Here is a 21,568-nt window from a genome sequence, read left to right as displayed (position 1 = left end):
GCCCCCCCCACCCCGCGGCGCATACTACACCCCCCCGCCGCGGGCCCCCCCCCCCGCGCCCCCCCCCCCCCCCACCGGAAGGGGTGAACGCGCGTAACTTTCCGCCCCTAAGGGCGTTTCGACGCGCTATGTGAGTGTCACGGGCCCTCGCCCGTAGTGCCCGCCGCGGCAGGCTCCGGCCCGCTCACTTCTGGGTGGGGAACGGCCAGGAGTTGGGCCGGCAGGTCACCCCGTCCGTCGTCAGGAACTTCGTCTGCTGCATCATCACCGGAGCCAGTGCGCCCTGCCGGGAGCAGGCCTCGTGGTTGTGCCCGAGGCGGTGACCGACCTCGTGATTGATCAGCATCTGGCGGTAGGCGAACATCTTGTCGTGGCCGTAGGTCTTGGCGCCCTGTGCCCAGCGGTAGGCGTTGATCATCACCCGGTCGGTTGCCGCCGAGTCACAGGAGACGTTCTCCTCGCCGGTGTCGAGACCGGACTTGGCGCACCACTTCGCCGTGGTCCCCGGGCTCGCCAGCGTGATCACGAAATCGGCGTTCCCGGATGCCACCCGCTGGAAGGTCCGCTGTCCGCCGTGCGCCCAACTGCGTTCGTCGTTGAGGGTCTTGTGCACCGCTTCGGCGAACAGCTTGCCGTCCAGCGGCAGTCCCTCCTCGATGTCGACGCGGTAGCGCAGCACCTTGCCGCGGCCGGGTGCCTTGGCGTCGCCGCCGGTCGGCCGGAAGCGGCCGCTGCCCGTCAGGTGCGCGTCCAGCGGGAAGACCTGCGCCATCTGTTCGTCGTAACTGGCGGGCTTGGCGTCCTGGGTGGGCCGGGAACTCGACCGGGAGGCCTCGTCGCCGACCCCGTCGGTGCGGTCGTTGCCGCTGCGCGTCTGCGGGTCGCCGCTGTCCTTGTGCTGTTCGGCGACCTGGCCCGCGATGACGACGGCCAGGACGGTGGTCACCGCGGCGGCCGCCGCACCGGTGAACGTCCGGCCCATGCCGCCCTTCTTGATGCCGTGCCGCGACTCCTCCACCGCGAAACCGTCACCGTCGGCCGGGCCCCGGTCCGCCGGGTCGCCCGGCTCGCCGCCGTCCGCGCCGGATGCGGTCAGCGGGTCCGTCCCGCCGGCCTCGTCACGCTCGAAGACCACCGACCGGCCCGTGAAGCGGCCGCCGGGGGGCAGACCGCCCCCGCCGGCCCCGTGCGGACCGGCCGCCGGCGCCGCCGTGCGGGGCGCACCGGCCCGGAACACATCGTCGTCCGGGTCCTCCGCGCCGCCCCGGCCGTCCGGGAACGTCCTGGCGTCGAAGGCGTCCACGTAGTCGCGCCGCGGCCCCGGGCCGGTGCCCGGCGGGGCGACCAGCGGCGCACCGGGCATCTCCACGCGCGGGCGGGGAATCCTCGGTGCGCCCTGACCGGAGGCCGCCGGGGACGACGGCGCCCCGGGGAGCGCGCCCCAGCCACCACCCGGCTCATGCTGTTCGGGGTGTCCGCCGCGCACCGCGTCGCCGTCGAACGGCTCGCGTCTGCGGCGTCCGGAGCCCGGCGCACCGCCTCCCGAGGGGGTGTTGCCGGGCGGACCTGCCGTCTCCGGGCTTTCCGCAGTGGTTTCGGGCCGGCCTCGGCGGCTATGGCGTCCCACGGGGCGTGTCAGCTCCTGCCCGCATCAGCGGTCACATCGGTCACTTCACTGTCGAGCAGTTCGCGGACGGCCCGCGCCACTGTCTCCGGGTATTCCATCATCGCCACATGACCCGCCTCCGGCAGCGTCAGCAGTCGCGAACCGCGGAACGCCGCGGCCGCCCGCCGCGCCATCCGGTAGGAGACCAGGCGGTCGCGTCCACCGTAGACGAGAAGAGTGGGGGCGAGAACTCTCTCTGCCTGACGCCACAAGTTGTGCTGTCCGCCCAGCGTGTAGGCGTTCACCAGACCGCGGGCCGAGCGCTCCATCACCTCCCAGAAGTACGGGAGTTCCAGCCGTCGCGCATATTCCTCGGCCGCGGCGTTGAACCCTTCCGGGCTGACCCGGCCGGGGTCGCCGTAACAGAGCGCCAGCACTTCGCGGGTGCGGCGCTCGGGCGTCCAGTCGTGGGTGAGCCGGCCGAAGAGCCCGGCGATACCGGGGACGGCGAGCAGCGCCGTGGGCACCGCGGTCAGCTGCGGCGGCACTTCGGGCAGCGCCGGGGAGATCAGCGTCAGGGTGCGGACGAGGTCGGGCCGCGCCGCCGCCACCCGGGTCGAGGCGGCACCGCCCATGGAGTTGCCGATGAGGTGGACGGGGCCGCGCCCGGCCGCGTCGAGGTACCGGATGACCGCGCGGGCCTGCGCGGAGACGGAGTAATTGCCGTCGGCGGGCGGCGGTGAGTGGCCGAAGCCGGGCAGGTCGACCGCCTCGCCGTCCACCCGGTCGGCGAGCAGCGGCATCAGGTCCGACCAGTTCTGCGAGGAGCCGCCGAGGCCGTGGACGTAGAGCGCGGGCTCGCGCCCGGCCGCGGCGCCGTCGCCCGCGGCCCTCTCCGCCCCGTCGTCGCCCTGTACGCCCCGCCCGACGGGTGCCCGTACGGTCAGCGTCAGGCCCGGCAGGGTCACGGTGCGCACCGTCTCCGCCCCGCCGTGCCGGCCGGGGCCGGCCGGTGGCACCGGGAGAGCGGCGGTCGCGGTGTCCGGCGACTCGGTCGAAGACATGGGAACGATGTTACGAGACGATCACACCCCCGATCGTGTGTCCGCGGTCACACACCGCATCGCGCTGCCGCGGCCACTCTCCTACGCTCGTAGGCGAGGGCAGCCGCCCCGGCCCCTGCTTTCATGCCAGGCACCAGCCGACGAACGAGCACGCGGGAAAGGGAGCCACCATGCGCGTCGACCCGACAGACCCGGAGACCTTCGCGGACGAGAGCGACGCCACCGAAATCGACGTCGAAGCCCCCGAAGCGGACACCGCCGAGCAGTACGCCGATCTCGCACCGCAGCGGGACGAGACAGTGACCGTCCACGATCCGGACGAGGCGAACGAGGCAGATCTCGCCGAACAGGCCCGTGTCGTGGAGCTCAACGAAGACGAATACCGATGACCTGGGACGTTTTGTCGGCTTCCGAGAGGGGTGGCGGGCAGAAATTCTCGGCCTCGACCGCGCACAGCCGGGTTACCCAAAAGTACGATGGCGGGCGCGGTGCACCACCTTGTACGGACCGCGTACGGAACAACTTCTGGGAGGCAGCGTGAGCGCCATCGAGCAGACCGAGGCGGCGCGCCCGCGGGGCACACGCCTGCCACGACGGGCCCGGCGCAATCAGCTTCTGGGCGCCGCCCAGGAGGTTTTCGTCGCACAGGGCTACCACGCGGCCGCGATGGACGACATCGCCGAGCGGGCGGGCGTCAGCAAGCCCGTGCTCTACCAGCACTTCCCGGGCAAGCTGGACCTCTACCTCGCCCTGCTGGACCAGCACTGCGAGGCCCTGCTGCACTCGGTGCGCTCGGCGCTGGCGTCGACGACCGACAACAAGCAGCGGGTCGCCGCCACCATGGACGCCTACTTCGCGTACGTGGAGGACCCGGGCGGCGCCTTCCGCCTGGTGTTCGAGTCGGATCTCACCAACGAGCCGGCGGTCCGCGAGCGCGTGGACAAGGTGTCGCTCGAGTGCGCCGAGGCCATAAGCGTGGTGATCGCCGAGGACACCGGCCTCTCACGGGACGAGTCGATGCTGCTCGCCGTGGGCATGGGCGGCGTCTCCCAGGTGGTGGCGCGGTACTGGCTGTCGTCGGAGAGCAAGGTTCCGCGGGACACCGCGGTACAGCTGCTGACCTCGCTCGCGTGGAAGGGCATCGCCGGCTTCCCGCTGCACGGCAGCGACACGCACTGACCGTGTTCGCTGCAGGCGTGCTCCGGGGCGTCCTGCGCATCCCCGGACCGGGCTAATGTGTGCTGCGTACGGCGCGATGACCGCGCATCCTCCCCCAGCTGACGCTGGGGATCCCCGGACCGTCGGAGGGACAAAAGCCGTGGAGGTCAAGATCGGCGTGCAGCACGCACCCCGCGAGATCGTTCTGGAGAGCGGGCAGTCTGCCGAAGAGGTCGAGAGCGCGGTGTCCGACGCGCTGGGCGGCAAGTCACAGCTGCTGACCCTGGTGGACGACCACGGTCGCAAGGTCCTGGTCCCGGCGGACCGGCTGGCCTACGTGGAGATCGGCGAGCCCACCGCCCGCAAGGTCGGGTTCGGCGCGCTCTGAGCAGGGGGCGCCCTGTGGCGCCCGCGGGTGACAAGGGCGGCGGCCCGGAGAGGTGACTCCGGGCCGCCGCCCTTTCCTGCGTTTCGCCCCGCGTTCTCCGTGTGTTTCCCCGGATGTCTCCCACTGCTTCCGCACGTCGTCCCACCATGGCGGCGTCGCCCCCTGCCGGGCCCCGTCCGCCGCTTTTTTGCAGATCAGGCCGTTCGAGTCGGTCCGGCTGGGCTGATCAGGCACGGGAGCTGCGCCCGGAGGGTTGCTGCCGGTGCCCCCTGGGTACGACGGCCTGTGACCGATTTGTTCAGCTGATCGGCATCGTCACACGGGAGGGAACAGCATGATCTGGGAATCGCTCGGCGCCGTACTCATCGGCTTCGCCATCGCCCTGTCCGCCGCGCGATGGCTGCCCGACCGTTTCCCCGCATCCAGCCTCACGCTGGCGACCGGCCCGGTCGCGGCGCTGCTCGGCGCGCTGCTGACCCGCTCGATCCTCGGCCCCGGCCACCCCGTCCAGGTGATGGTGGCCGCGATCGCCGTGGGGGCGGCCCTGCTGTCGGTCGTCGCGCGTCCGCCGCGCCGGCGCTTCCGGCGGCCGGCCTCGCCCTTGAAGGGGCACCGGACGGCCTGAACCGCCCGGCGCGCCCCTCGCGGTTCAGGCCGCGAGACCCAGCGCGGCCATCCGCTTGGTGTGCGCCTCGGTGATCCGCGAGAACATCCGGCCCACCTCGGCCAGGTCGAAGCCGTCGGCCACCCCGCCCACCAGCATGGTGGAGAGCGCATCGCGGTCCGCGACGACCCGCTGCGCCTGCGACAGCGCCTCGCCCATCAGACGGCGCGCCCACAGTGCGAGACGGCCGCCGACCCGCGGCTCGGCCTCGATGGCCGCGCGCACCTTCTCCACGGCGAACGTGGCGTGCCCGGTGTCGTCGAGTACGGCCAGCACCAGATCCCGGGTGTCGGAGTCGAGCCGGGCCGCGACCTCGCGGTAGAAGTCACTGGCGATCGAGTCGCCGACATAGGCCTTGACCAGGCCCTCCAGCCAGTCCGACGGCGCGGTCTGGCGGTGGAACTCGTCCAGCGCGGCGGCGAACGGCTCCATCGCCTCGTTCGGCTCCGCCTCGATCTGCGCGAGCCGCTCGCGCAGCCGCTCGAAGTGGTGGAACTCGGCCGAGGCCATCTTGGCCAGCTCGGCCTTGTCGTCCATCGTCGGCGCGAGCTTGGCGTCCTCCGCCAGGCGCTCGAAGGCGGACAGCTCGCCATAGGCGAGCGCGCCGAGCAGATCGATCACGGCGGCCCGGTACTGGGGCTCGGCGGATGCCTGCGCCCAGTCCTGGGCGGCGATCCCGGTATGTGTGTGCGCGTCAGCGGCGGCGTTGTCAGGCGTTCCCATGACCGGCACAATAGCCCGCTCCGCCGCCCGGGGAAGGCCCTGGTCAGCCACTCCGGTTCGCCCGTACGAACGGCGGTCGGAGCCCGCGTCCCGGTGCCGCGCCGGGCCGTGATGTATTCCTCACTCATACAAGCCTTCGGATGGACGCGCCATATCCGGGGTACAGTGGTATTTGGACCTGCCGAGTACTCGGTGGGTCGTTCCACGAAGCGGATGCCCGGTCGGTGGCCCGATCGGCTCCAAACCGACCGCCCTCTGACGCGGCGCGCAGCAGACCTGCGCACGGCAAGAGGGACACCGCTCGCGGCAGGAGTGCCTGAGCGTTGGCAGTGGTCCCGCCCCACCGGCCGCATCATCAGGCCGGCCCCGTACGAACACGTACGAAGGTGCGGTACGACCCCCTTCGCCGCCTCACGCCGCGTCTCACAGAAGAGGCAAGATTCTGTCTACATTTCGAGACCTCGGGATTTTCCCCGAGACGGCCGAGGCCCTGGAAGCCGTCGGCATCATCTCTCCCTTTCCCATCCAGGAACTGACGCTCCCCGTCGCCCTCTCCGGCAACGACGTGATCGGCCAGGCCAAGACCGGCACGGGCAAGACCCTGGGCTTCGGTCTGCCGCTCCTGGAGCGCGTCACGGTTCCCGCCGACGTCGAGGCCGGCCGCGCGGGGCCCGAGCAGCTGACCGAGGCCCCGCAGGCCCTGGTGGTCGTACCGACCCGTGAGCTGTGCCAGCAGGTCACCAACGACCTGCTCACCGCCGGCAAGGTGCGCAATGTCCGCGTCCTGGCGATCTACGGCGGCCGTGCCTACGAGCCGCAGGTCGAGGCGCTGAAGAAGGGCGTCGACGTCGTCGTCGGCACGCCCGGCCGCCTCCTCGACCTCGCCGGTCAGCGCAAGCTCAACCTCTCCCAGGTCAAGAGCCTGGTGCTGGACGAGGCCGACGAGATGCTCGACCTGGGCTTCCTGCCCGACGTCGAGAAGATCATCCAGCTGCTGCCGGCCAAGCGCCAGACGATGCTGTTCTCCGCGACCATGCCCGGCCAGGTCATCTCCCTGGCCCGCCGCTACATGTCGCAGCCCACGCACATCCGCGCCACCGCGCCGGACGACGAGGGCCAGACCGTCCGCAACACCGCGCAGCACGTCTTCCGCGCCCACTCCATGGACAAGCCGGAGATGGTCGCCCGCATCCTGCAGGCCGAGGGCCGGGGCCTGGCGATGGTGTTCTGCCGTACGAAGCGGACCGCCGCCGACATCGCCGACCAGCTCTCGCGCCGCGGCTTCGCCTCCGGCGCGGTGCACGGCGACCTCGGCCAGGGTGCCCGTGAGCAGGCGCTGCGCGCCTTCCGCAACGGCAAGGTCGACGTCCTGGTCTGCACCGACGTCGCCGCCCGCGGTATCGACGTCGAGGGCGTGACGCACGTCATCAACTACCAGTCGCCCGAGGAAGAGAAGACCTACCTGCACCGCATCGGCCGTACGGGCCGGGCGGGCGCCAAGGGCACCGCGGTCACCCTCGTCGACTGGGACGACATCCCGCGCTGGAAGCTGATCAACAAGGCGCTGGACCTGGCGTTCGACGAGCCGGAGGAGACCTACTCCACCTCCCCGCACCTCTACGAGCAGCTGAACATCCCCGCGGGTACCAAGGGCGTACTGCCGCGCAACGAGCGCACCCGCGCCGGACTCGCCGCGGAAGAGGTCGAGGACCTGGGCGAGACCGGCGGCCGCGGCCGTGGCCCCCGTAAGGGCGCCGCCGTCGAGGAGGAGCGCCCGCAGCGCACCCGTACGCCGCGGCAGCGCCGCCGTACCCGTGGCGGTACGCCGCTGGACGGGGCGGCCGCCGCCGAAGCGCCGGCGACCGCGTCCCCTGCCGTCGCCGAGGACACGGAAGGTGCTCAGAGCGCCGGGCCGCGTCAGCCGCGCCGGCGCCGCCGGACCCGCGGCAGCCAGGCCTCGGGCGCAGCGGCCGTCCCGGCCCCGGCCGCCGAGGCCGCGAGCGCTCCCGCCAAGGTGACCCAGGCCGCCCCCAAGGTGGCCCAGGCTGAACCCAAGGTGACCCGGTCCGCCCCCAAGGTGGCCGAGGCCGCCGAGGCCGTGGCCGAGCCCGTCAAGCCGCGCCGCCGCCGGGCCCGCATCGTCCGTCCCGAGGAGACCGGGAGCTTCCAGACCGTGGAGAGCGCGGCGCACGCGCTCGCGGCGGCGAAGGGCGCGGCGGTCGTCGCCGAGTCAGCGGCCGTGGCCGAGCCCGCCGAGGCGCCGGCGGGGCCGCGCCGCCGGAGCCGCAGCACCGCCAAGGCCGCCGCGGCCACGGCACCGGCCGCGGTGACGGAGACCGTCGCGGACGCCGCGGCGGAGGCTCCCGCCAAGCCGAAGCGGACCCGTAAGGCGGCGCCCAAGGCCGCCGAGGCCGTCGTGGACACGGCCGAGGCCGTCGTGGAGGCGCCGGCCAAGCCGAAGCGGACCCGCAAGGCCGCGGCTGCCAAGCCGGCCGCCGAGAGCGCCGTCGACACCGCCGAGGCCGTTCCGGCCAAGCCGAAGCGCACGCGGAAGGCCGCGGCCACCACCAAGGCCGCGGCGGACGCACCCGCCGCCGAGGACGCCCCGGCCAAGCCCAAGCGGACCCGCAAGGCCGCGGCCAAGCCGGCCGCGGAGGCGACGGAGACCGCCGAGGCCAAGCCGGTGCGCCGCCGCACCCGCGCCAAGGCGCCCGCCGCCGAGGCCACGCCCGAGAGCTGAGCCTCCCCCGGCTGAGGCCGGGATCCCGGCATCGACGACCCGTCGCCCGCACTGTGCGGGCGACGGGTCGTCGGCGTCCGCGGCCCGTTTTTGCCGCCCGGCCCGGATAACCTCAACCCCATGAGCAGGCCGCCCACCCTCACACTGCCCCCGTGCGCCCGTGCGTACCGACTCGACACCGAGCGCGGCGCCTTCGCCGTGCAGGACGCCCGGCCCGATGCCGCGCCGATCGGGACCGCCCTGCTGGTGCCCGGATTCACCGGCAGCAAGGAGGACTTCATCGCCTTGCTGGCCCCGCTGGCCGCGGCGGGGTTCCGGGCGGTCGCCGTGGACGGGCGCGGGCAGCACGAATCCCCCGGCCCCCGCGATGAACGGGCTTACGCGCAAAGGGAGTTGGCACTCGACGTGCTGGCCCAGGCGCGGGCCCTGCGGGAGCCGGACGGCGGGCCGGTGCATCTGCTGGGGCACTCGCTGGGCGGGCTGGTCACCCGGGCCGCCGTCCTGCTCGACGCGACCCCGTTCCGCTCGCTGACCGTCCTCAGCTCCGGTCCCGCCGCCATCGGGGCGTCCCAGCAGGCCCGGGTGCGGATGCTGATCGAAGCGCTCGGCACGCTCGACATGGAGAGCGTCTGGCGGGCGATGCGCGAGCTGGATCCCCCGGAGGCGGCGGACGCGGCGACGCCGCCGGAGATCGGCGCGTTCCTGTACCGCCGTTGGCTGAACACCGTTCCCGAGCAGCTGATCGCGACCGGCCGTCAGATGCTGGCGGAGCCCGACCGGGTGGCGGAGCTGGCCCGTACGGGGCTCGCCACGCATGTGGTCTCCGGCGCCGTCGACTATGCCTGGCCGGTGCCGTCGATGGACGCGATGGCCGAGCGGCTGGCCGCCCGGCGCACCGTCATCGAGGGCGCCGAGCACTCCCCCAACGCCGAACGGCCGCAGAAGACGGCCGAGGCGCTTGCCGGGTTCTGGAGCGGTGTGGGCTGAGTGCCGCCCGGCCGCCGGGTGCCGCCGCCGGCCCGTGTGGGCCGAGCGGACGGCGTCGCCAGGACAGCACGGGGTGGTTCGGCGAGCATCGAGGAAGGCGGGCCCCCACCGGCGCCCGGCCGGCACCGCTTCGTACGAAGGGCCCGACCATGACCGAGAATCCGTCGACCTCTCCGGCCGGCGCCGAGGACGCCCCCCACGGCATCGCGCTCAACCGGACCTTCGACGCCCGCCGTGAGCTGGTCTTCGAGGCCTGGACGACGCCCGAGCACTTCGCGTACTGGTTCGGCGGGGAGCTGGCGGTGCCGGTCGAGCGGATGACGATGGACGCCCGGCCGGGCGGGGTCTGGACGCTGGTGATGCGCACCCCGGACGGCGGTGAGCTGCCGTTCTCCGGGGTCTACCGCGAGGTGGCCGCCCCGGAACGGCTGGAGTTCACCCTCAAGGACACCGCCGCACCGAGCTCCGAGGGCGAGATCGTCCGGGTCACCCTGACCGATCTCGGTGACCGTACGGAGATGGCCTTCCGCCAGCTCGGCGGCAACCTCACCTCCGAGCAGTACCGCCAGGCGGAGGCGGGCTGGGCGGGCTTCTTCGACCGCCTCACCGAGCTGCTGGCGAGGGCCTGAGCGGCCTCCCCGCGGCGCCGCGGGGAGGATGCCGGCCGAGCCTGCCACAGCCGCGCAGGCCTGCTGCCTGCCTAGTACTGCCCCTGGACGTGGTCCCAGAAGCCGTCGCGCAGGACCCGCCGCAGATCGGCATGGCTGCGCAGGGAGTGCTGCAGCAGCGACTCCGCGGCGGTCAGGAGTTCCTGGTCGACGGCGCCGGGCAGATACGGATGGCCCGGCAGCAGCCCGCCCACCCACTCGCGGCCGCGTTCCGACAGCCACTGCGCGGCGACCTGCGCCCCGACGAAGCGGACCTCTTCACGGCTGGGCGCGGGCCCCTCGCCGGTCGTCTGGTCGCTGCACTCGACGCCGATCCGCCGGGTGACGTACGGCTTGCAGAACTCCAGGTCGAAGGTGCGCGCACTGTCGACCTCCCACAGCAGCGGCTCGGCCTGATTGCGGCCGCCCGGGGCCTCGATGCCCCACAGATGTACCCGTGCGCCATAGCCCTGCGCCGCCTCCACCGCGGAGACCAGGTCCTCGTCGCCGCCGATGAGCACCGCATCGCTGATCGCGCGGTGCCGGGCCAGCGACTCCAGGTCGGAGCGGATCAGGGAGTCGACGCCCTTCTGCTGGTTGTTGGCGTTGAGGTTGCCGAGCCTGACCTTCACGTCGGGCAGCTCGGCGATCCGCTGCTGTTCCTGGGTGTGGATCCGGCGGCGGGCGCCGTCGTACCAGTAGACGCGCAGCAGCCGGCTGTCCGGGAAGATCATCCGGGCCTTGTCGATAAAGGCCTCGATGATCCCTTCGGCGTCGAGATCGAACGCCTTGCGGTCCTCCGTGCCGGTGACCAGCCGTCCCGTCGCGGCGTAGACATAGCCCGCGTCCACGAAGGCCGCATGGGTCGACGGGCTGGTGGAGACCTCGGCGAGCACCCTGGTGAGCAGCTCGTTGGTGCGCTCGATCCCGGCGGCGAGCGCCGTGAGGTCGGTGTGGCCCGTGGGCTGGACGTCGTTCATACCGGACCCATTCTCCGGGCGGTCACTCCGCGGGCACAACCGCGCTACCGCTCCGTACTTAGGCCGTCGAAATTTTTCTTTAGCGTAGGGAATGATTGCACTGGGCAGGTCGTTGTACATGGACGGAGCGCCCGGCAGCGACGCCGGGCGGCTCGTATACCCAAGAGTTCTCCGCAGGAGGATCAGACGAAGGGAGAAGCCGTATGCGCTTCGAGATCATGCGCCTGGACGATGTCGACGGCGTCGCCGTGGACAGCACCGTCGTGGACGCCGCCTCCGTCAACCGGATCGTGCAGCAGGCCGCCGCAACGGGCCAGCGCATCTACATCCGCCCGGCCGGCACCGCCGTCCGTTAACGCCCGCTCCACCGGCCCGACGCCGCGAGCACCCGGCTCGCGCACGGCCGCACCGCACGAGCGCCCCCGTACGACGACGGAAAACAGCACGTCGTCGTACGGGGGCGCTGCGCTGTCCGCGCCCGGCTCCCGGGGCCCGGGGCTGGGACGTCAGGCCCCCTGGATCACCTGCAGCACGCCGTTGATGATCTGCTGCACCGCGAGGGCGGAGAGCATCATCCCCGCCAGCCGCGTGACCAGGACCACTCCGCCGTCCTTGATCACGCGGATGATCACCAGCGAGAACCGCATCACCAGGTAGAGCACCACATGGATCGCCGCTATCGCCGCCCAGACGGAGAGCTGGGCGGCGAAGCCGTGCGCGTGCTGCACCGCGAGGATCACCGACACGATCGCGCCCGGCCCGGCCAGCAGCGGCATGCCCAGCGGCACCAGCGCCACATTGACGTCCTTGGTCTGGGTCGGCTCCTCCGACTTCCCGGTCAGCAGATCCAGCGCGACCAGCAGGAGCAGCAGCCCGCCCGCGATCATCAGCGCGGGCGTCGAGATGTGCAGCCGCCCCAGGATCTGCCGGCCGAAGAGACCGAAGACGGCGATGACGCAGAACGCGACGGTGGCCGCCTGCCAGGCCATCCGGCGCTGCACCTTGGCGGGCCGGCCGGAGGTCAGGCCCAGGAAGATCGGGGTGATGCCCGGTGGATCCATGATCACGAACAGGGTGACGAAGAGCGTACTGAAGACAGCGATGTCGAACACGGTGAAGGCCTTGCGAGAGGTGGTACGGGACGAGCGCTCACGGGCGGCACGCGGGCGCGGATCCGTAAGGCGGCCAGGGAAGGAGAGGGGAGGTGGCGGGCGAGCGGGCAGCGGCGGGCGCAGGGGCGGTGTCCGCACCGTCACCCGGCGGCACCGGGCGGGCTCCGGCGCAGTGCCGGGATAGGGGGCATGCGCGGCGGCCGCCGGCCGCGGCGGGCTCAGCCGCCCGTGCCGGGAACGGGGAAGGCGCCGGTCGCGCGGCGCACGATCTCGCCGTAGATCTCGGGGTCGGTGGTGTATTCGCCGAGGCGGCAGGTCTTGCGGCTGCCGTGGTAGTCGCTGGAACCGGTGGTCAGCAGGCCGAGGTCGGCGGCCAGGTCGCGCAGCCGTGCGCGGGTCGGCTCGTCGTGGTCCATGTGGTCGACCTCGATGCCGTCGAGACCGGCCGCGGCGAGTGCGGCGATCGCGCTCTCCGGTACGCAGGAGCCGCGCTTGACGGCCAGCGGATGCGCGAAGACGGTGACCCCGCCGGCGGCCTTGACCAGCCGGATCGCGTCGAACGGGTCGAGCTCGTGCTTCTCCACGTACGCCCGCCCGTCGCCCGCCAGCCACTCGGAGGTGAAGGCATCCGAGACGGAGCCGACCACGCCCAGGTCGACGAGGGCGGTGGCGATGTGCGGGCGTCCCACGGCGCCGTCGCCGGCGATCCGGGCGACCTGCTCCCAGGTGAGGGGCACACCGAGCTCCCGCAGCTTGGCGACCATCGCCCGGGCCCGCGGCACCCGGTCGTCGCGCACCAGCTCGCGCTCACGGGCGAGCTCCGGCTCCTCGGGGTCGAAGAGGTAGGCCAGCATGTGGAGGCTCACCCCGTCGAGCCGGCAGGAGAGTTCGGCGCCGGTGACCAGCGTCAGCCCCGCGGGCAGCGCGGCCCGCGCCTCGGCGTGCCCGCCGACGGTGTCGTGATCGGTCAGCGCGACGACGTCCAGTCCCGCGGCCGCGGCGCCGCGCACCAGCTCCGCGGGGGTGTCCGTACCGTCGGACGCCGTGGAGTGGGTGTGCAGATCGATGCGCACGACGCGGACTCCAGACTGCTGCGGGACGGATACGGGACAGATACGGGGCGCGGCCCGGCAGGGGGCCGGGGGAAGTGCACCGCAGGGGACACCGGAAGGATACCGGGCAGCCGGTAGCGCCCACGGCCCGCCGGACAGTGAGGGAGGCCACCCCGGCGGCCACCCCACCGGGGTCCACCCCGTGTCCGGCGACCGCCCCTCAGCCCAGGATCCGCGGCGAGATGGCCCCACAGGGCAGCAGATCCACCTCCGCGCCCGCCTCGCGCAGATCGGTCAGCACCAGCTCGTCGTACAGCAGCAGCCCGGACTGCTCGGGCCAGGCGATCGCCCAGAGCCACAGCCCGCGCGCCTCGCCCGCGAAGACCGCACGGTCCGCGGGCGCACCCTCGACATGCCACAGGGCGGTCGGGCGGCCGGCGGCGAGCACCTTGGCGTGCGGCGGCTTGTCCACGCACATATGGGGGCCGGGGTCGGGGCCGTCGATACCGGCGTACCGCGCGCCGAGGCCGACGCCCAGTTCCTCAGCGATCAGCAGCAGTTCGCCGGGGCCGCCGAGCGGGCCGGGGCCCGTGCAGGCCACCGCGGTCGCGCGGCCGCCGCTGCGGTCGTCACCGGCACATGCCACGCCGGTGAACAGCCAGCCGACCGGCAGCGGCCAGGGCATCCACACGGGCACCTGCGCGCGCTGCACGACAACGCCGAGCGCTTCGACGCTCGGCGGAACCACGGGCTGGAGTGGGTGCACGGTGCCGTGCAGCGCGCACTGCCAGGTGTCGGAGAAGAGACCGGGCGCCCGTACCCGGCCTCCGCACTTCGGACAACTGGGTTCGCCCCTCATAGGCATCCACGGTCCTCCAGCCCCGCCGCCGCGTCAAGGACGATCACCCCACCGGTGCGCCCCGAATCACGTACGCCGGCGCGCAATTGACCGCTTCCCGGCCATCCGCCCGTCCGACCGCTCACCCGGCCGGGAAAGTAGTTGCCACTTGCAGTCTTTAGGGTATCTAACTTATTGTGTGTAAACGTCAACGATCTCGGCGGTCCGGCGGGACCGCGGGGATCAGGGGGTACGCAACCGGCAACGGGAAGGAGATCCGCGGCATGAGCGGCACGAAGGGCAGCGGCCACGGCAGCGGCGCGGGCGCGTCCGAGGGGGGCGGCGCCTCCGCCCTCCGCCAGCCGAAGGCCGTATGGGCCACGGCGGGCGCCTCGGTGGTGGCCTTCATGGGCATCGGCCTCGTCGACCCGATCCTCCCCTCGATCGCCCGGGGCCTGCACGCCACCCCCAGCCAGGTCTCCTCCTCTTCACTTCCTACTTCCTGATCACCGCCGTCGCGATGCTCGTCACCGGCTTCGTCTCCAGCCGCATCGGCGGCCGCAAGACGCTGCTGGCCGGCCTGGCGCTGGTGGTGGTCTTCGCCGCGCTCTCCGGCATGTCGGGGTCGGTCGGCGAACTCGTCGGCTTCCGGGCCGGCTGGGGCCTGGGCAACGCCCTGTTCGTCTCGACGTCGCTGGCGGTCATCGTGGGCGCGGCGGCCGGGGGATCCGCGGCGGCGATCCTGCTCTACGAGTCCGCGCTCGGCCTCGGCATGGCCTGCGGCCCGCTGCTCGGCGCGATCCTCGGCGACATGAAGTGGCGCTACCCGTTCTTCGGCACCGCCGCGCTGATGGCCGTCGGCTTCCTCGCCATCACGGCCTTCCTCAAGGAGCAGCCGAAGCCGGCGGCCAAGACCTCGCTCCTCGATCCGCTCAAGGCGCTCGGCCACGGTGGCCTGGCCTCCACCGCCGTGGCCGCGTTCTTCTACAACTACGCGTTCTTCACGGTGCTGGCCTTCACCCCGTTCGTGCTGAACATGTCGCCGTACGCATCCGGCGGGGTCTTCTTCGCCTGGGGCGTGCTGCTCGCGGTGTTCTCGGTGATCGTGGCGCCCCGGCTGCAGCACCGCTTCGGCTCGCTGAAGGTGCTGGGCGGCTCGCTGCTGCTGCTCGCGGCCGACCTGATCATGCTGGGCTACGGCGAGCACACCACCGCCGTCGTCTGCACGGTCCTCTCCGGCGCCTTCATCGGCATCAACAACACCGTCTTCACGGAGCTGGCCCTGGGCGTCTCGGACGCGCCGCGCCCCGTGGCGAGCGCCGGCTACAACTTCGTCCGGTGGTTCGCGGCGGCGGCCGCGCCGTTCCTCGCGCCCAAGATCGAGGAGTGGACCGACATCCACCTCCCCTTCGTGGTCGCGGCCGCCGCCGCGGTGACCGGCGCCTGCCTCGTCGCCGTGCGGCGCCGGGCGCTGACCCCCGGGGCCGCGGCGCCGGCGCCGCGGCACGCCGGACAGGACGCGGTCGCGGTCCTCGCCGACTGAGCCGGACCGGGCACCGCGCACACCCCGCGGCCCGCCCCGCACGGAAACTGACGCCCCGTCCGCCCTCCTCGGAGGGTGGACGGGGCGTGCGCCGTCGCAGGGCCGCGCGCGGCTCAGTCGAGCGGTACGCCCGTACGCAGCGGGTCGCGCAGATCCGTGCCGTGCTCCAGCCAGCGCTTCTCCAGGGCCTCGGCGCCGTGCACCCGCTTCCAGGCGGCCTCGTTGGGCGTCATCGGCAACAACGGCAGGAAGCGGACCGGCTCCCTCGGCTCATCGAGTGCCAGGTCCTCGACGAGCCCGCCGGGCGAGGCGACCAGCACCGAGGTGAAAGCCGCTCCCGGCCACAGCGGCTCCCCCACGTCCAGCGAGGCTCCGGGAGCCACCACCACCCCCTCGACCTGCGGCGACGCGGCGAGCACGGCCAGCGGCCTGAGCACCTTGTCGCTCTCCACGCGGCCGGCGCGTACGGACAGCAGGAGTTCGGCGCGCGGGCCGCGCAGCGGATCGGCCAGCACGGCGGTGGGATCGGCCATGGGCTGCGCGGACATCCCGAGCGTGGCGTAGCGCACCACCCCGTTGTCCACGAAGCGGAGGACCTCGATACGGTCGGTGCCGAGGAACGTGACGGCGGCGCGCGCGTCCGGCTCGCCCAGGGTCGTCCGCAACCGGGCCTCGACCAGCTCAAGAACGTCAGACATGCCGTGAGCATAGGCCGGAGCCCCGGCCCGGCCGTCACCGCTCCACGGACCTCCCCCGGGCGCCGTCCGGGGACCCGACGCGGCATCCCCGTTCTTCGTATGGAACGGGCAAAGCGGCGCCGTAAGACCGCAGGCGGCTGATAGCCTTGCCGTCTGCTCAGGGAATGACGTCGTCCCCCAACGGGGACCGGCCGGAGGAGGTGGGGCTGCGGTGGATCCGAGTCGACCGTGCAGTACCGATAGTTCTCCTGTCGTCCCCTTCGCGCAGCGAATCTCCTGATCCGAGAGCTTCCGTACCCCGCCGCTCAGCGGCGAAACCAGGGAAGCACCTTTGCGCCGGATGTAGATGACGGAAGAGCGCCTTCGACTCTTTGTTCCGTGTTTTCTGCGAACTGCCGTCAGTGCCCTCGCACGAGCGCCGCCCGCTTTGCGGACGTACAGCCGATGACGCCTCGTACGTCCACGTTCCGGGCAGCGTTGCGCCCCGCGCTCGCCACTGACGGCCGGCCCGTGAAGGAGCCTGCCATGTCGATGATCCGTGACCTGCGTGCCGCCGTCCGCCCGTCCCGGCGGCGCGACAGCACCACGTACCACTACGAGAAGTCCGCCCCGGCCTGCGCCAACAGCGCCATCGTCGACTGCGGTGTGTACCGCGAGGGCCGCCGGGTGAGCGAGCACGTCACCCCGGCCGCGGCGATGGCCTCGGTCCGCTCCGAGGGCGGCTTCGCCTGGATCGGGCTGCACGAGCCCACCGAGGCCGAATTCGCCGGTATCGCACAGGAGTTCGGGCTGCACCCGCTCGCCGTCGAGGACGCCGTGCACGCCCACCAGCGCCCGAAGCTGGAGCGCTACGACGAGACCCTGTTCACCGTCTTCAAGACGGTCCACTACGTGGAGCACACCGAGCTGACCGCCACCAGTGAGGTGGTGGAGACCGGTGAGGTGATGTGCTTCACCGGCCGGGACTTCATCGTCACCGTGCGGCACGGCGGCCAGGGCTCGCTGCGCGCGCTGCGGCACCGGCTGCAGGACGACCCGGAGCTGCTGGCCAAGGGCCCGTCCGCGGTGCTGCACGCCATCGCCGACCAGGTCGTCGACGGCTATATGGCGGTGGCCGGCGCGGTGCAGGACGACATCGACGAGGTGGAGATCGACGTCTTCAGCTCGGGCACCAACGGCAAGGGCACCCCCAAGGGCGGCGACGCCGGGCGGATCTACCAACTCAAGCGTGAGGTGCTGGAGTTCAAGCGGGCGGTGTCGCCGCTGCTGCGGCCGATGCAGCTGCTGAGCGAGCGTCCGATGCGGCTGGTCGACTCCGACATCCAGAAGTACTTCCGGGATGTCGCCGACCACCTGGCGCGGGTCAACGAGCAGGTGCTGTCCTTCGACGATCTGCTCAACTCCATCCTGCAGGCCAACCTCGCGCAGGCGGCCGTCGCGCAGAACGAGGACATGCGCAAGATCACGGCATGGGCGGCGATCTTCGCCGTCCCCACGATGATCGCCGGGATCTACGGCATGAACTTCGACTACATGCCCGAGCTGCACTGGAAGTTCGGCTACCCGGCGATGATGCTGGTCACCGTCGCGATCTGCTTCGGCATCCACCGCGGGTTCAAGCGCAACGGGTGGCTGTGACGCGGGCCGGGCGGGGTCCTGGCGGGCCGCGTCCCATCGTGCGGGCGGCCCCCGACCGCCCGGGGCGGGGCCATTAGGCTGGGCCGTATGACGGAGACCGTGTCGCAGGCCCTGCAGGATCGGGCGCTCATCGAAGAGGCCACGAAGAAGTCCGGCCTCATCTGGGTGCGGGGGAACGCCGGCCCGGCCCGGGCGCTGTGGCACCTGTGGCACGACGGGGCCGCCTGCCTCGTCGGGGACGGGGCCGGGGAACAGCCGCTGGACGGCCTCGGGCTCACCGACGGCGGTACGGCGACGGTCACCGTACGCAGCAAGGACAAGGGCGGCCGGCTGATCGCCTGGCAGGCCACCGTCGTCGAGCCGGCGCCCGGGAGCGAGGCGTGGCAGGCCGCCGTCGACGAACTGAAGGGCAAGCGCCTCAACGCGCCGGATGCCGACACCCTCACGGAGCGCTGGGCGCGCGAGTGCCGGGTGCTGCGGCTGGAGCCGACCGGGGCGGCGGAGCAGCGCCCCGGCCAGATGCCGGACGGCTCACACGCCGCGCCGCCGCTCGCGACCCCCGCGATCACCCGGCGTCCGGTGCCCGCGGCGCTGCCGAAGCTGTTGCGGCGGGGGCGCAGGGGCTGAGGCCCGCGCGGCGACGCAATGAGCTGGACCCGGGCGGCGACGCAATGGGCTGGACCCGGGCGGTGAGGGCCGCGGCCCGCCCCTCGGATCTCAGCCCTTTTCCGGCCCCTTCCCGGCCTTTTCTCCTTCTCGGCGCCCTGCCCGGCGCCGGCCCGGTGCTTGCCCGGCCGTGTCTCAGCGCTTGCCGGAGATCTTGGAGCCGTAGTCCACGACCTGGTCCCTGGGCGGGGCCTTGAGGTCCACGCTCCGGCCCCAGTCGGCCAGCCGGACCACGCCCGCGCCGCCCGCCCGCTGGAGCCGCAGCGGGTAGGGCGTGCCCTCCAGGGAGACGTCCAGGGTGCCGCCGGAGCCCGCGCCGGCGGCCACCCGGACGGTGCGGACCCCGTCGATGTCGCCGCGGTTGCCGGCCGTCAGCTTGCCGTGCAGCCCGAGCAGGCCGGCGAGCAGGGTGTCCTTGTCGGTGAAGCCGCTGAAGCGCTGGTAGACCGGGTCGCTGGCGGGGACCTTGACGTATTTGCCGTCGAGCTTGCCCGCCGCCTGGCTGGGCTTGCCCGAGCCACCGCCCTTCTCGCCGGCCCAGAAGGCCGCGTTCGCCTTCAGATAGAGCGCGTCGCCGACCCGCAGCAGCTGGAAGGCGGCCGCCTTCGTGGTCAGCTCCCCCTTCGCGCCGTCCTTCGCCAGCCGCATGTCGAGCTTGTAGGTGCGGCCCTGGCTGACGACATTGCCGGAGAGGTGCACGGTCTCCGCCCGCTGGGCCGCGGCCCGCGCCTTGGATTCGATCTTCGCGGCGGGCAGCTTCCCCACGCCGTTGGTGCCGGCGTCCGGGTCTTCCCCGCCGCCGCAGCCCGTCACCGCCACGGCCAGTACCGCACAGGCCGCCCCCATGAGCGCGGCCCGTCCCGTACGACGGGTTCCGGCCAGGGGTCGGGGGCCGGCGCCCGGGGGAATTGCGCTCACGTCGGCTGTGCCTCCTGATGCGGGTGACCTCGACAGCAGTACGGCAGCGTACCTGGGCCGCGCACGGTCTTCGGCGGGGTGCGTGGCGGTCACCCTACGGCCTCCTCCCCCGGGGCGGCGCGGGCCGGGGCGCGTTAGCCTGAACCCGCATTGATGCCCTGTTTCGGGGCCTAACGGGAGAAAGGGCGGCACTCTGCATGGCAGTGGTGACTCCCCGGGTCTTCGTCTCCCATCTCGCCGGCATCGCCGTCTTCGACCCCAACGGCGACCAGGTCGGCCGGCTGCGGGACCTCGTCGCGCTGCTCCGGGTCGGCGACCGCCCCCCGCGGGTGCTCGGGGTGGTCGTCGAGGTGATCAGCCGGCGCCGGATCTTCGTGCCCATGACGCGGGTGACCGGGGTGGAGTCCGGCCAGATCATCATCACCGGCGTGGTCAATATGCGGCGCTTCGAGCAGCGGGCGTCCGAGACGCTGGTACTCGGCGAACTGCTCGACCGGCGGGTGCGCCTGGTGGAGACCGACGAGGAGGTCACCGTCCTCGACATCGGCCTCACCCAGCTGCCGGCCCGCCGCGACTGGGAGATCGACAAGGTCTTCGTACGGAAGGGGAAGGGCGGCGGGCTGCGCCAGAAGATCCTGGGGCGCGGGGCGGCTCCCGCGCAGGGCGGTGGCGGGCGGCGGGGCGAGACGCTGACCGTGGAGTGGTCGGCGGTGACCGGCTTCTCGCTGGAGGAGCACGGTCAGGGCGCGGAGAGTCTGCTCGCCACCTTCGAACAGCTGCGGCCCGCCGACCTCGCCGGCGTGCTGCACCACCTCTCCGCCAAGCGGCGCGCCGAGGTCGCCGCGGCGCTCGACGACGACCGGCTGGCGGATGTGCTGGAGGAGCTGCCGGAAGACGACCAGGTCGAGATCATCGGCAAGCTGCAGGAAGAGCGGGCCGCCGACGTCCTGGAGGCGATGGACCCCGACGACGCCGCCGATCTGCTCTCCGAGCTGCCGGAGGAGGAGAAGGAACGGCTGCTGGCGCTGATGCGGCCGGAGGAGGCCGCCGATGTGCGGCGGCTGATGTCGTACGAGGAGCGGACCGCGGGCGGGCTGATGACCACCGAGCCGATCGTGCTGCGCCCGGACGCGACGGTCGCGGACGCGCTGGCGCGGGTGCGCGACCCGGACCTCTCGCCCGCCCTGGCCGCCCAGATCTATGTCTGCCGGCCGCCGGACGAGACCCCCACCGGAAAGTACCTGGGCCTGGTGCACTTCCAACGGCTGCTGCGCGACCCGCCGTTCACCCTCGTCAGCTCGATCGCCGACACCGATCTGCCGGCCCTGCCGCCGGACACCCCGCTGCCGGAGGTGACCAGCTATCTGGCGGCGTACAACATGGTCGCCGCCCCGGTCGTGGACGAGAGCGGGGCGCTGCTGGGGGCGGTCACCGTCGATGACGTACTGGACCATCTGCTGCCGGACGACTGGCGGGAGGACGGGCTGCACGGCCCGGCCACGGCCGGCCTGAACGGCGAGAGGCCCCTCGGGGAGAGTGCGCATGGCAGGTGAGGAGCGGGAGGGCGCCAGGGAGCGGTCGCGGGCGAACGGAGCCTCGGCGATGCGCCGCGGTGCCGCGGGCCGGCCGCGGGTGCGCCTCGACCAGCCGCGCGCGCCGCGCCGTACGTTCCTGCCGGAGTACGACCCGGAGGCGTTCGGGCGGCTCTCGGAAAAGATCGCCCGTTTCCTGGGGACCGGCCGCTTCATCGTCTGGATGACCGTCACCATCATCCTGTGGGTCCTGTGGAACACCACGGCGCCCAGCGACCTGAGGTTCGATCAGTACCCGTTCATCTTCCTGACGCTGGCGCTGTCCCTGCAGGCGTCGTACGCCGCGCCGCTGATCCTGCTGGCGCAGAACCGCCAGGACGACCGCGACCGGGTCACCCACGAGCAGGACCGCAAGCAGAACGAGCGGTCCATCGCCGATACCGAGTATCTGACCCGGGAGATCGCGGCCCTGCGGCTCGGCCTGGGCGAGGTCGCCACCCGCGACTGGATCCGCTCCGAGCTGGAGGACCTGCTGAGGGATCTGGAGCTGCGGCAGCCGGCCGGCGCGGAGAGTGATGAACGCGACCGCTGACGGGCTTTCCGGAGGCACCCTC

At 72.6% G+C, this 21,568-nt stretch carries 21 protein-coding genes and 1 pseudogene; 13 read left to right on the top strand and 9 right to left on the bottom strand.

What is annotated here, in order from left to right; translation table 11 throughout:
• Nucleotides 1–184 precede the first annotated feature (184 nt).
• Both ABZ851_RS10010 and ABZ851_RS10005 read right to left on the bottom strand, forming a co-directional pair.
• Nucleotides 185–1,369 carry a DUF3152 domain-containing protein gene (locus ABZ851_RS10010; RefSeq protein WP_361124515.1) on the bottom strand — a complete coding sequence of 395 codons (1,185 nt, stop codon included), beginning with the start codon at nucleotides 1,367–1,369 and terminating at the stop codon, nucleotides 185–187.
• Between the two features lie 266 nt (nucleotides 1,370–1,635).
• On the bottom strand, nucleotides 1,636–2,670 hold the full coding sequence (locus tag ABZ851_RS10005; RefSeq protein ID WP_361124513.1) for an alpha/beta hydrolase: 1,035 nt from the start codon (nucleotides 2,668–2,670) through the stop codon (nucleotides 1,636–1,638).
• Nucleotides 2,671–2,840: 170 nt separating this feature from the next.
• Between ABZ851_RS10005 and ABZ851_RS10000 the strand changes: the two genes are divergently transcribed.
• From ABZ851_RS10000 to ABZ851_RS09985, 4 genes are all read left to right on the top strand, one after another.
• A complete protein-coding gene (locus ABZ851_RS10000) occupies nucleotides 2,841–3,059 on the top strand; it encodes a hypothetical protein (RefSeq protein WP_088799801.1) in 219 nt (72 codons plus the stop codon).
• A 148-nt stretch (nucleotides 3,060–3,207) separates the two neighbouring features.
• Nucleotides 3,208–3,849: a TetR/AcrR family transcriptional regulator gene (locus ABZ851_RS09995; RefSeq protein WP_088799800.1), complete on the top strand. Its 642-nt coding sequence runs from the start codon at nucleotides 3,208–3,210 to the stop codon at nucleotides 3,847–3,849.
• 139 nt (nucleotides 3,850–3,988) lie between these two features.
• Entirely contained in the window at nucleotides 3,989–4,216 is a 228-nt protein-coding gene (locus tag ABZ851_RS09990; RefSeq protein WP_088799799.1) for a DUF3107 domain-containing protein, read from the top strand.
• 334 nt (nucleotides 4,217–4,550) lie between these two features.
• On the top strand, nucleotides 4,551–4,841 hold the full coding sequence (locus ABZ851_RS09985; RefSeq protein ID WP_361124510.1) for a hypothetical protein: 291 nt from the start codon (nucleotides 4,551–4,553) through the stop codon (nucleotides 4,839–4,841).
• Nucleotides 4,842–4,865: 24 nt separating this feature from the next.
• Here the strand turns inward: ABZ851_RS09985 and ABZ851_RS09980 are convergent, their stop codons facing one another.
• Nucleotides 4,866–5,603: a ferritin-like fold-containing protein gene (locus tag ABZ851_RS09980; protein ID WP_311624293.1), complete on the bottom strand. Its 738-nt coding sequence runs from the start codon at nucleotides 5,601–5,603 to the stop codon at nucleotides 4,866–4,868.
• Nucleotides 5,604–6,042: 439 nt separating this feature from the next.
• On the opposite strand from ABZ851_RS09980, the gene ABZ851_RS09975 reads away from it, so the two are divergent.
• The 3 genes from ABZ851_RS09975 to ABZ851_RS09965 all read left to right on the top strand — a co-directional run bounded on the left by ABZ851_RS09975 (nucleotide 6,043) and on the right by ABZ851_RS09965 (nucleotide 9,959).
• Nucleotides 6,043–8,343: a DEAD/DEAH box helicase gene (locus ABZ851_RS09975; protein WP_361124939.1), complete on the top strand. Its 2,301-nt coding sequence runs from the start codon at nucleotides 6,043–6,045 to the stop codon at nucleotides 8,341–8,343.
• A gap of 120 nt (nucleotides 8,344–8,463) precedes the next feature.
• Nucleotides 8,464–9,330 (top strand): alpha/beta hydrolase, encoded by an 867-nt coding sequence (locus tag ABZ851_RS09970; RefSeq protein ID WP_361124507.1) that lies wholly within the window; start codon nucleotides 8,464–8,466, stop codon nucleotides 9,328–9,330.
• 149 nt (nucleotides 9,331–9,479) lie between these two features.
• The gene (locus ABZ851_RS09965; RefSeq protein WP_093636818.1) at nucleotides 9,480–9,959 is read left to right on the top strand and encodes an SRPBCC domain-containing protein; all 480 of its coding nucleotides are present in this window, start codon (nucleotides 9,480–9,482) and stop codon (nucleotides 9,957–9,959) included.
• Nucleotides 9,960–10,030: 71 nt separating this feature from the next.
• On the opposite strand, the gene ABZ851_RS09960 is transcribed toward ABZ851_RS09965, so the two are convergent.
• The gene (locus tag ABZ851_RS09960) at nucleotides 10,031–10,957 is read right to left on the bottom strand and encodes an NYN domain-containing protein (RefSeq protein ID WP_361124505.1); all 927 of its coding nucleotides are present in this window, start codon (nucleotides 10,955–10,957) and stop codon (nucleotides 10,031–10,033) included.
• 203 nt (nucleotides 10,958–11,160) lie between these two features.
• Between ABZ851_RS09960 and ABZ851_RS09955 the strand changes: the two genes are divergently transcribed.
• A complete protein-coding gene (locus ABZ851_RS09955; protein ID WP_088799792.1) occupies nucleotides 11,161–11,313 on the top strand; it encodes a hypothetical protein in 153 nt (50 codons plus the stop codon).
• Between the two features lie 150 nt (nucleotides 11,314–11,463).
• On the opposite strand, the gene ABZ851_RS09950 is transcribed toward ABZ851_RS09955, so the two are convergent.
• The 3 genes from ABZ851_RS09950 to ABZ851_RS09940 all read right to left on the bottom strand — a co-directional run bounded on the left by ABZ851_RS09950 (nucleotide 11,464) and on the right by ABZ851_RS09940 (nucleotide 13,980).
• Nucleotides 11,464–12,069 (bottom strand): MarC family protein, encoded by a 606-nt coding sequence (locus ABZ851_RS09950; protein ID WP_088799791.1) that lies wholly within the window; start codon nucleotides 12,067–12,069, stop codon nucleotides 11,464–11,466.
• A gap of 218 nt (nucleotides 12,070–12,287) precedes the next feature.
• Nucleotides 12,288–13,142, bottom strand: coding sequence for a PHP domain-containing protein (locus ABZ851_RS09945; RefSeq protein WP_361124502.1), 855 nt, complete (start codon nucleotides 13,140–13,142; stop codon nucleotides 12,288–12,290).
• A 199-nt stretch (nucleotides 13,143–13,341) separates the two neighbouring features.
• Complete coding sequence (locus tag ABZ851_RS09940; protein ID WP_336053198.1) at nucleotides 13,342–13,980, bottom strand: DUF6758 family protein; 639 nt, start codon at nucleotides 13,978–13,980, stop codon at nucleotides 13,342–13,344.
• Nucleotides 13,981–14,243: 263 nt separating this feature from the next.
• On the opposite strand from ABZ851_RS09940, the pseudogene ABZ851_RS09935 reads away from it, so the two are divergent.
• A pseudogene (locus ABZ851_RS09935) lies at nucleotides 14,244–15,502 on the top strand (MFS transporter).
• A 113-nt stretch (nucleotides 15,503–15,615) separates the two neighbouring features.
• Here ABZ851_RS09935 and ABZ851_RS09930 read toward each other — a convergent pair.
• A complete protein-coding gene (locus ABZ851_RS09930; RefSeq protein ID WP_088799787.1) occupies nucleotides 15,616–16,200 on the bottom strand; it encodes a suppressor of fused domain protein in 585 nt (194 codons plus the stop codon).
• A 525-nt stretch (nucleotides 16,201–16,725) separates the two neighbouring features.
• On the opposite strand from ABZ851_RS09930, the gene ABZ851_RS09925 reads away from it, so the two are divergent.
• Both ABZ851_RS09925 and ABZ851_RS09920 read left to right on the top strand, forming a co-directional pair.
• Nucleotides 16,726–17,838, top strand: a complete 1,113-nt coding sequence (locus ABZ851_RS09925) for a magnesium and cobalt transport protein CorA (RefSeq protein ID WP_361124500.1) — start codon at nucleotides 16,726–16,728, stop codon at nucleotides 17,836–17,838.
• A gap of 87 nt (nucleotides 17,839–17,925) precedes the next feature.
• Nucleotides 17,926–18,465 carry a hypothetical protein gene (locus ABZ851_RS09920; RefSeq protein WP_361124498.1) on the top strand — a complete coding sequence of 180 codons (540 nt, stop codon included), beginning with the start codon at nucleotides 17,926–17,928 and terminating at the stop codon, nucleotides 18,463–18,465.
• A gap of 174 nt (nucleotides 18,466–18,639) precedes the next feature.
• Here ABZ851_RS09920 and ABZ851_RS09915 read toward each other — a convergent pair whose 3' ends face one another.
• Complete coding sequence (locus ABZ851_RS09915; RefSeq protein WP_361124937.1) at nucleotides 18,640–19,350, bottom strand: hypothetical protein; 711 nt, start codon at nucleotides 19,348–19,350, stop codon at nucleotides 18,640–18,642.
• A 269-nt stretch (nucleotides 19,351–19,619) separates the two neighbouring features.
• Between ABZ851_RS09915 and ABZ851_RS09910 the strand changes: the two genes are divergently transcribed.
• On the top strand, nucleotides 19,620–20,975 hold the full coding sequence (locus ABZ851_RS09910) for a CBS domain-containing protein (protein WP_361124496.1): 1,356 nt from the start codon (nucleotides 19,620–19,622) through the stop codon (nucleotides 20,973–20,975).
• Nucleotides 20,965–21,546 carry a DUF1003 domain-containing protein gene (locus tag ABZ851_RS09905; protein ID WP_361124494.1) on the top strand — a complete coding sequence of 194 codons (582 nt, stop codon included), beginning with the start codon at nucleotides 20,965–20,967 and terminating at the stop codon, nucleotides 21,544–21,546. Before ABZ851_RS09910 ends, ABZ851_RS09905 begins: the two co-directional genes overlap by 11 nt.
• The last annotated feature ends 22 nt before the right edge of the window (nucleotides 21,547–21,568 follow it).

Origin of the sequence: Streptomyces sp. NPDC047049 (genome assembly GCF_040643995.1) — a bacterium.
Taxonomy (GTDB): domain Bacteria; phylum Actinomycetota; class Actinomycetes; order Streptomycetales; family Streptomycetaceae; genus Streptomyces; species Streptomyces mooreae.
The sequence above is the reverse complement of the archived record's forward strand: the minus strand, read 5'-3'. Positions and strand labels throughout refer to the sequence as shown.

Bases quoted from the DNA above. Each gene is read 5' to 3' on its own strand.
- ABZ851_RS09940 (WP_336053198.1), bottom strand. From the start codon at position 13,980: ATGAGGGGCGAACCCAGTTGTCCGAAGTGCGGAGGCCGGGTACGGGCG.
- ABZ851_RS09955 (WP_088799792.1), top strand. From the start codon at position 11,161: ATGCGCTTCGAGATCATGCGCCTGGACGATGTCGACGGCGTCGCCGTG.
- ABZ851_RS09965 (WP_093636818.1), top strand. From the start codon at position 9,480: ATGACCGAGAATCCGTCGACCTCTCCGGCCGGCGCCGAGGACGCCCCC.
- ABZ851_RS09970 (WP_361124507.1), top strand. From the start codon at position 8,464: ATGAGCAGGCCGCCCACCCTCACACTGCCCCCGTGCGCCCGTGCGTAC.
- ABZ851_RS09910 (WP_361124496.1), top strand. From the start codon at position 19,620: ATGGCAGTGGTGACTCCCCGGGTCTTCGTCTCCCATCTCGCCGGCATC.
- ABZ851_RS09960 (WP_361124505.1), bottom strand. From the start codon at position 10,957: ATGAACGACGTCCAGCCCACGGGCCACACCGACCTCACGGCGCTCGCC.
- ABZ851_RS09920 (WP_361124498.1), top strand. From the start codon at position 17,926: ATGACGGAGACCGTGTCGCAGGCCCTGCAGGATCGGGCGCTCATCGAA.
- ABZ851_RS09925 (WP_361124500.1), top strand. From the start codon at position 16,726: ATGTCGATGATCCGTGACCTGCGTGCCGCCGTCCGCCCGTCCCGGCGG.
- ABZ851_RS09915 (WP_361124937.1), bottom strand. From the start codon at position 19,350: ATGGGGGCGGCCTGTGCGGTACTGGCCGTGGCGGTGACGGGCTGCGGC.
- ABZ851_RS09980 (WP_311624293.1), bottom strand. From the start codon at position 5,603: ATGGGAACGCCTGACAACGCCGCCGCTGACGCGCACACACATACCGGG.
- ABZ851_RS09985 (WP_361124510.1), top strand. From the start codon at position 4,551: ATGATCTGGGAATCGCTCGGCGCCGTACTCATCGGCTTCGCCATCGCC.
- ABZ851_RS09930 (WP_088799787.1), bottom strand. From the start codon at position 16,200: ATGTCTGACGTTCTTGAGCTGGTCGAGGCCCGGTTGCGGACGACCCTG.
- ABZ851_RS09905 (WP_361124494.1), top strand. From the start codon at position 20,965: ATGGCAGGTGAGGAGCGGGAGGGCGCCAGGGAGCGGTCGCGGGCGAAC.
- ABZ851_RS10005 (WP_361124513.1), bottom strand. From the start codon at position 2,670: ATGTCTTCGACCGAGTCGCCGGACACCGCGACCGCCGCTCTCCCGGTG.
- ABZ851_RS10000 (WP_088799801.1), top strand. From the start codon at position 2,841: ATGCGCGTCGACCCGACAGACCCGGAGACCTTCGCGGACGAGAGCGAC.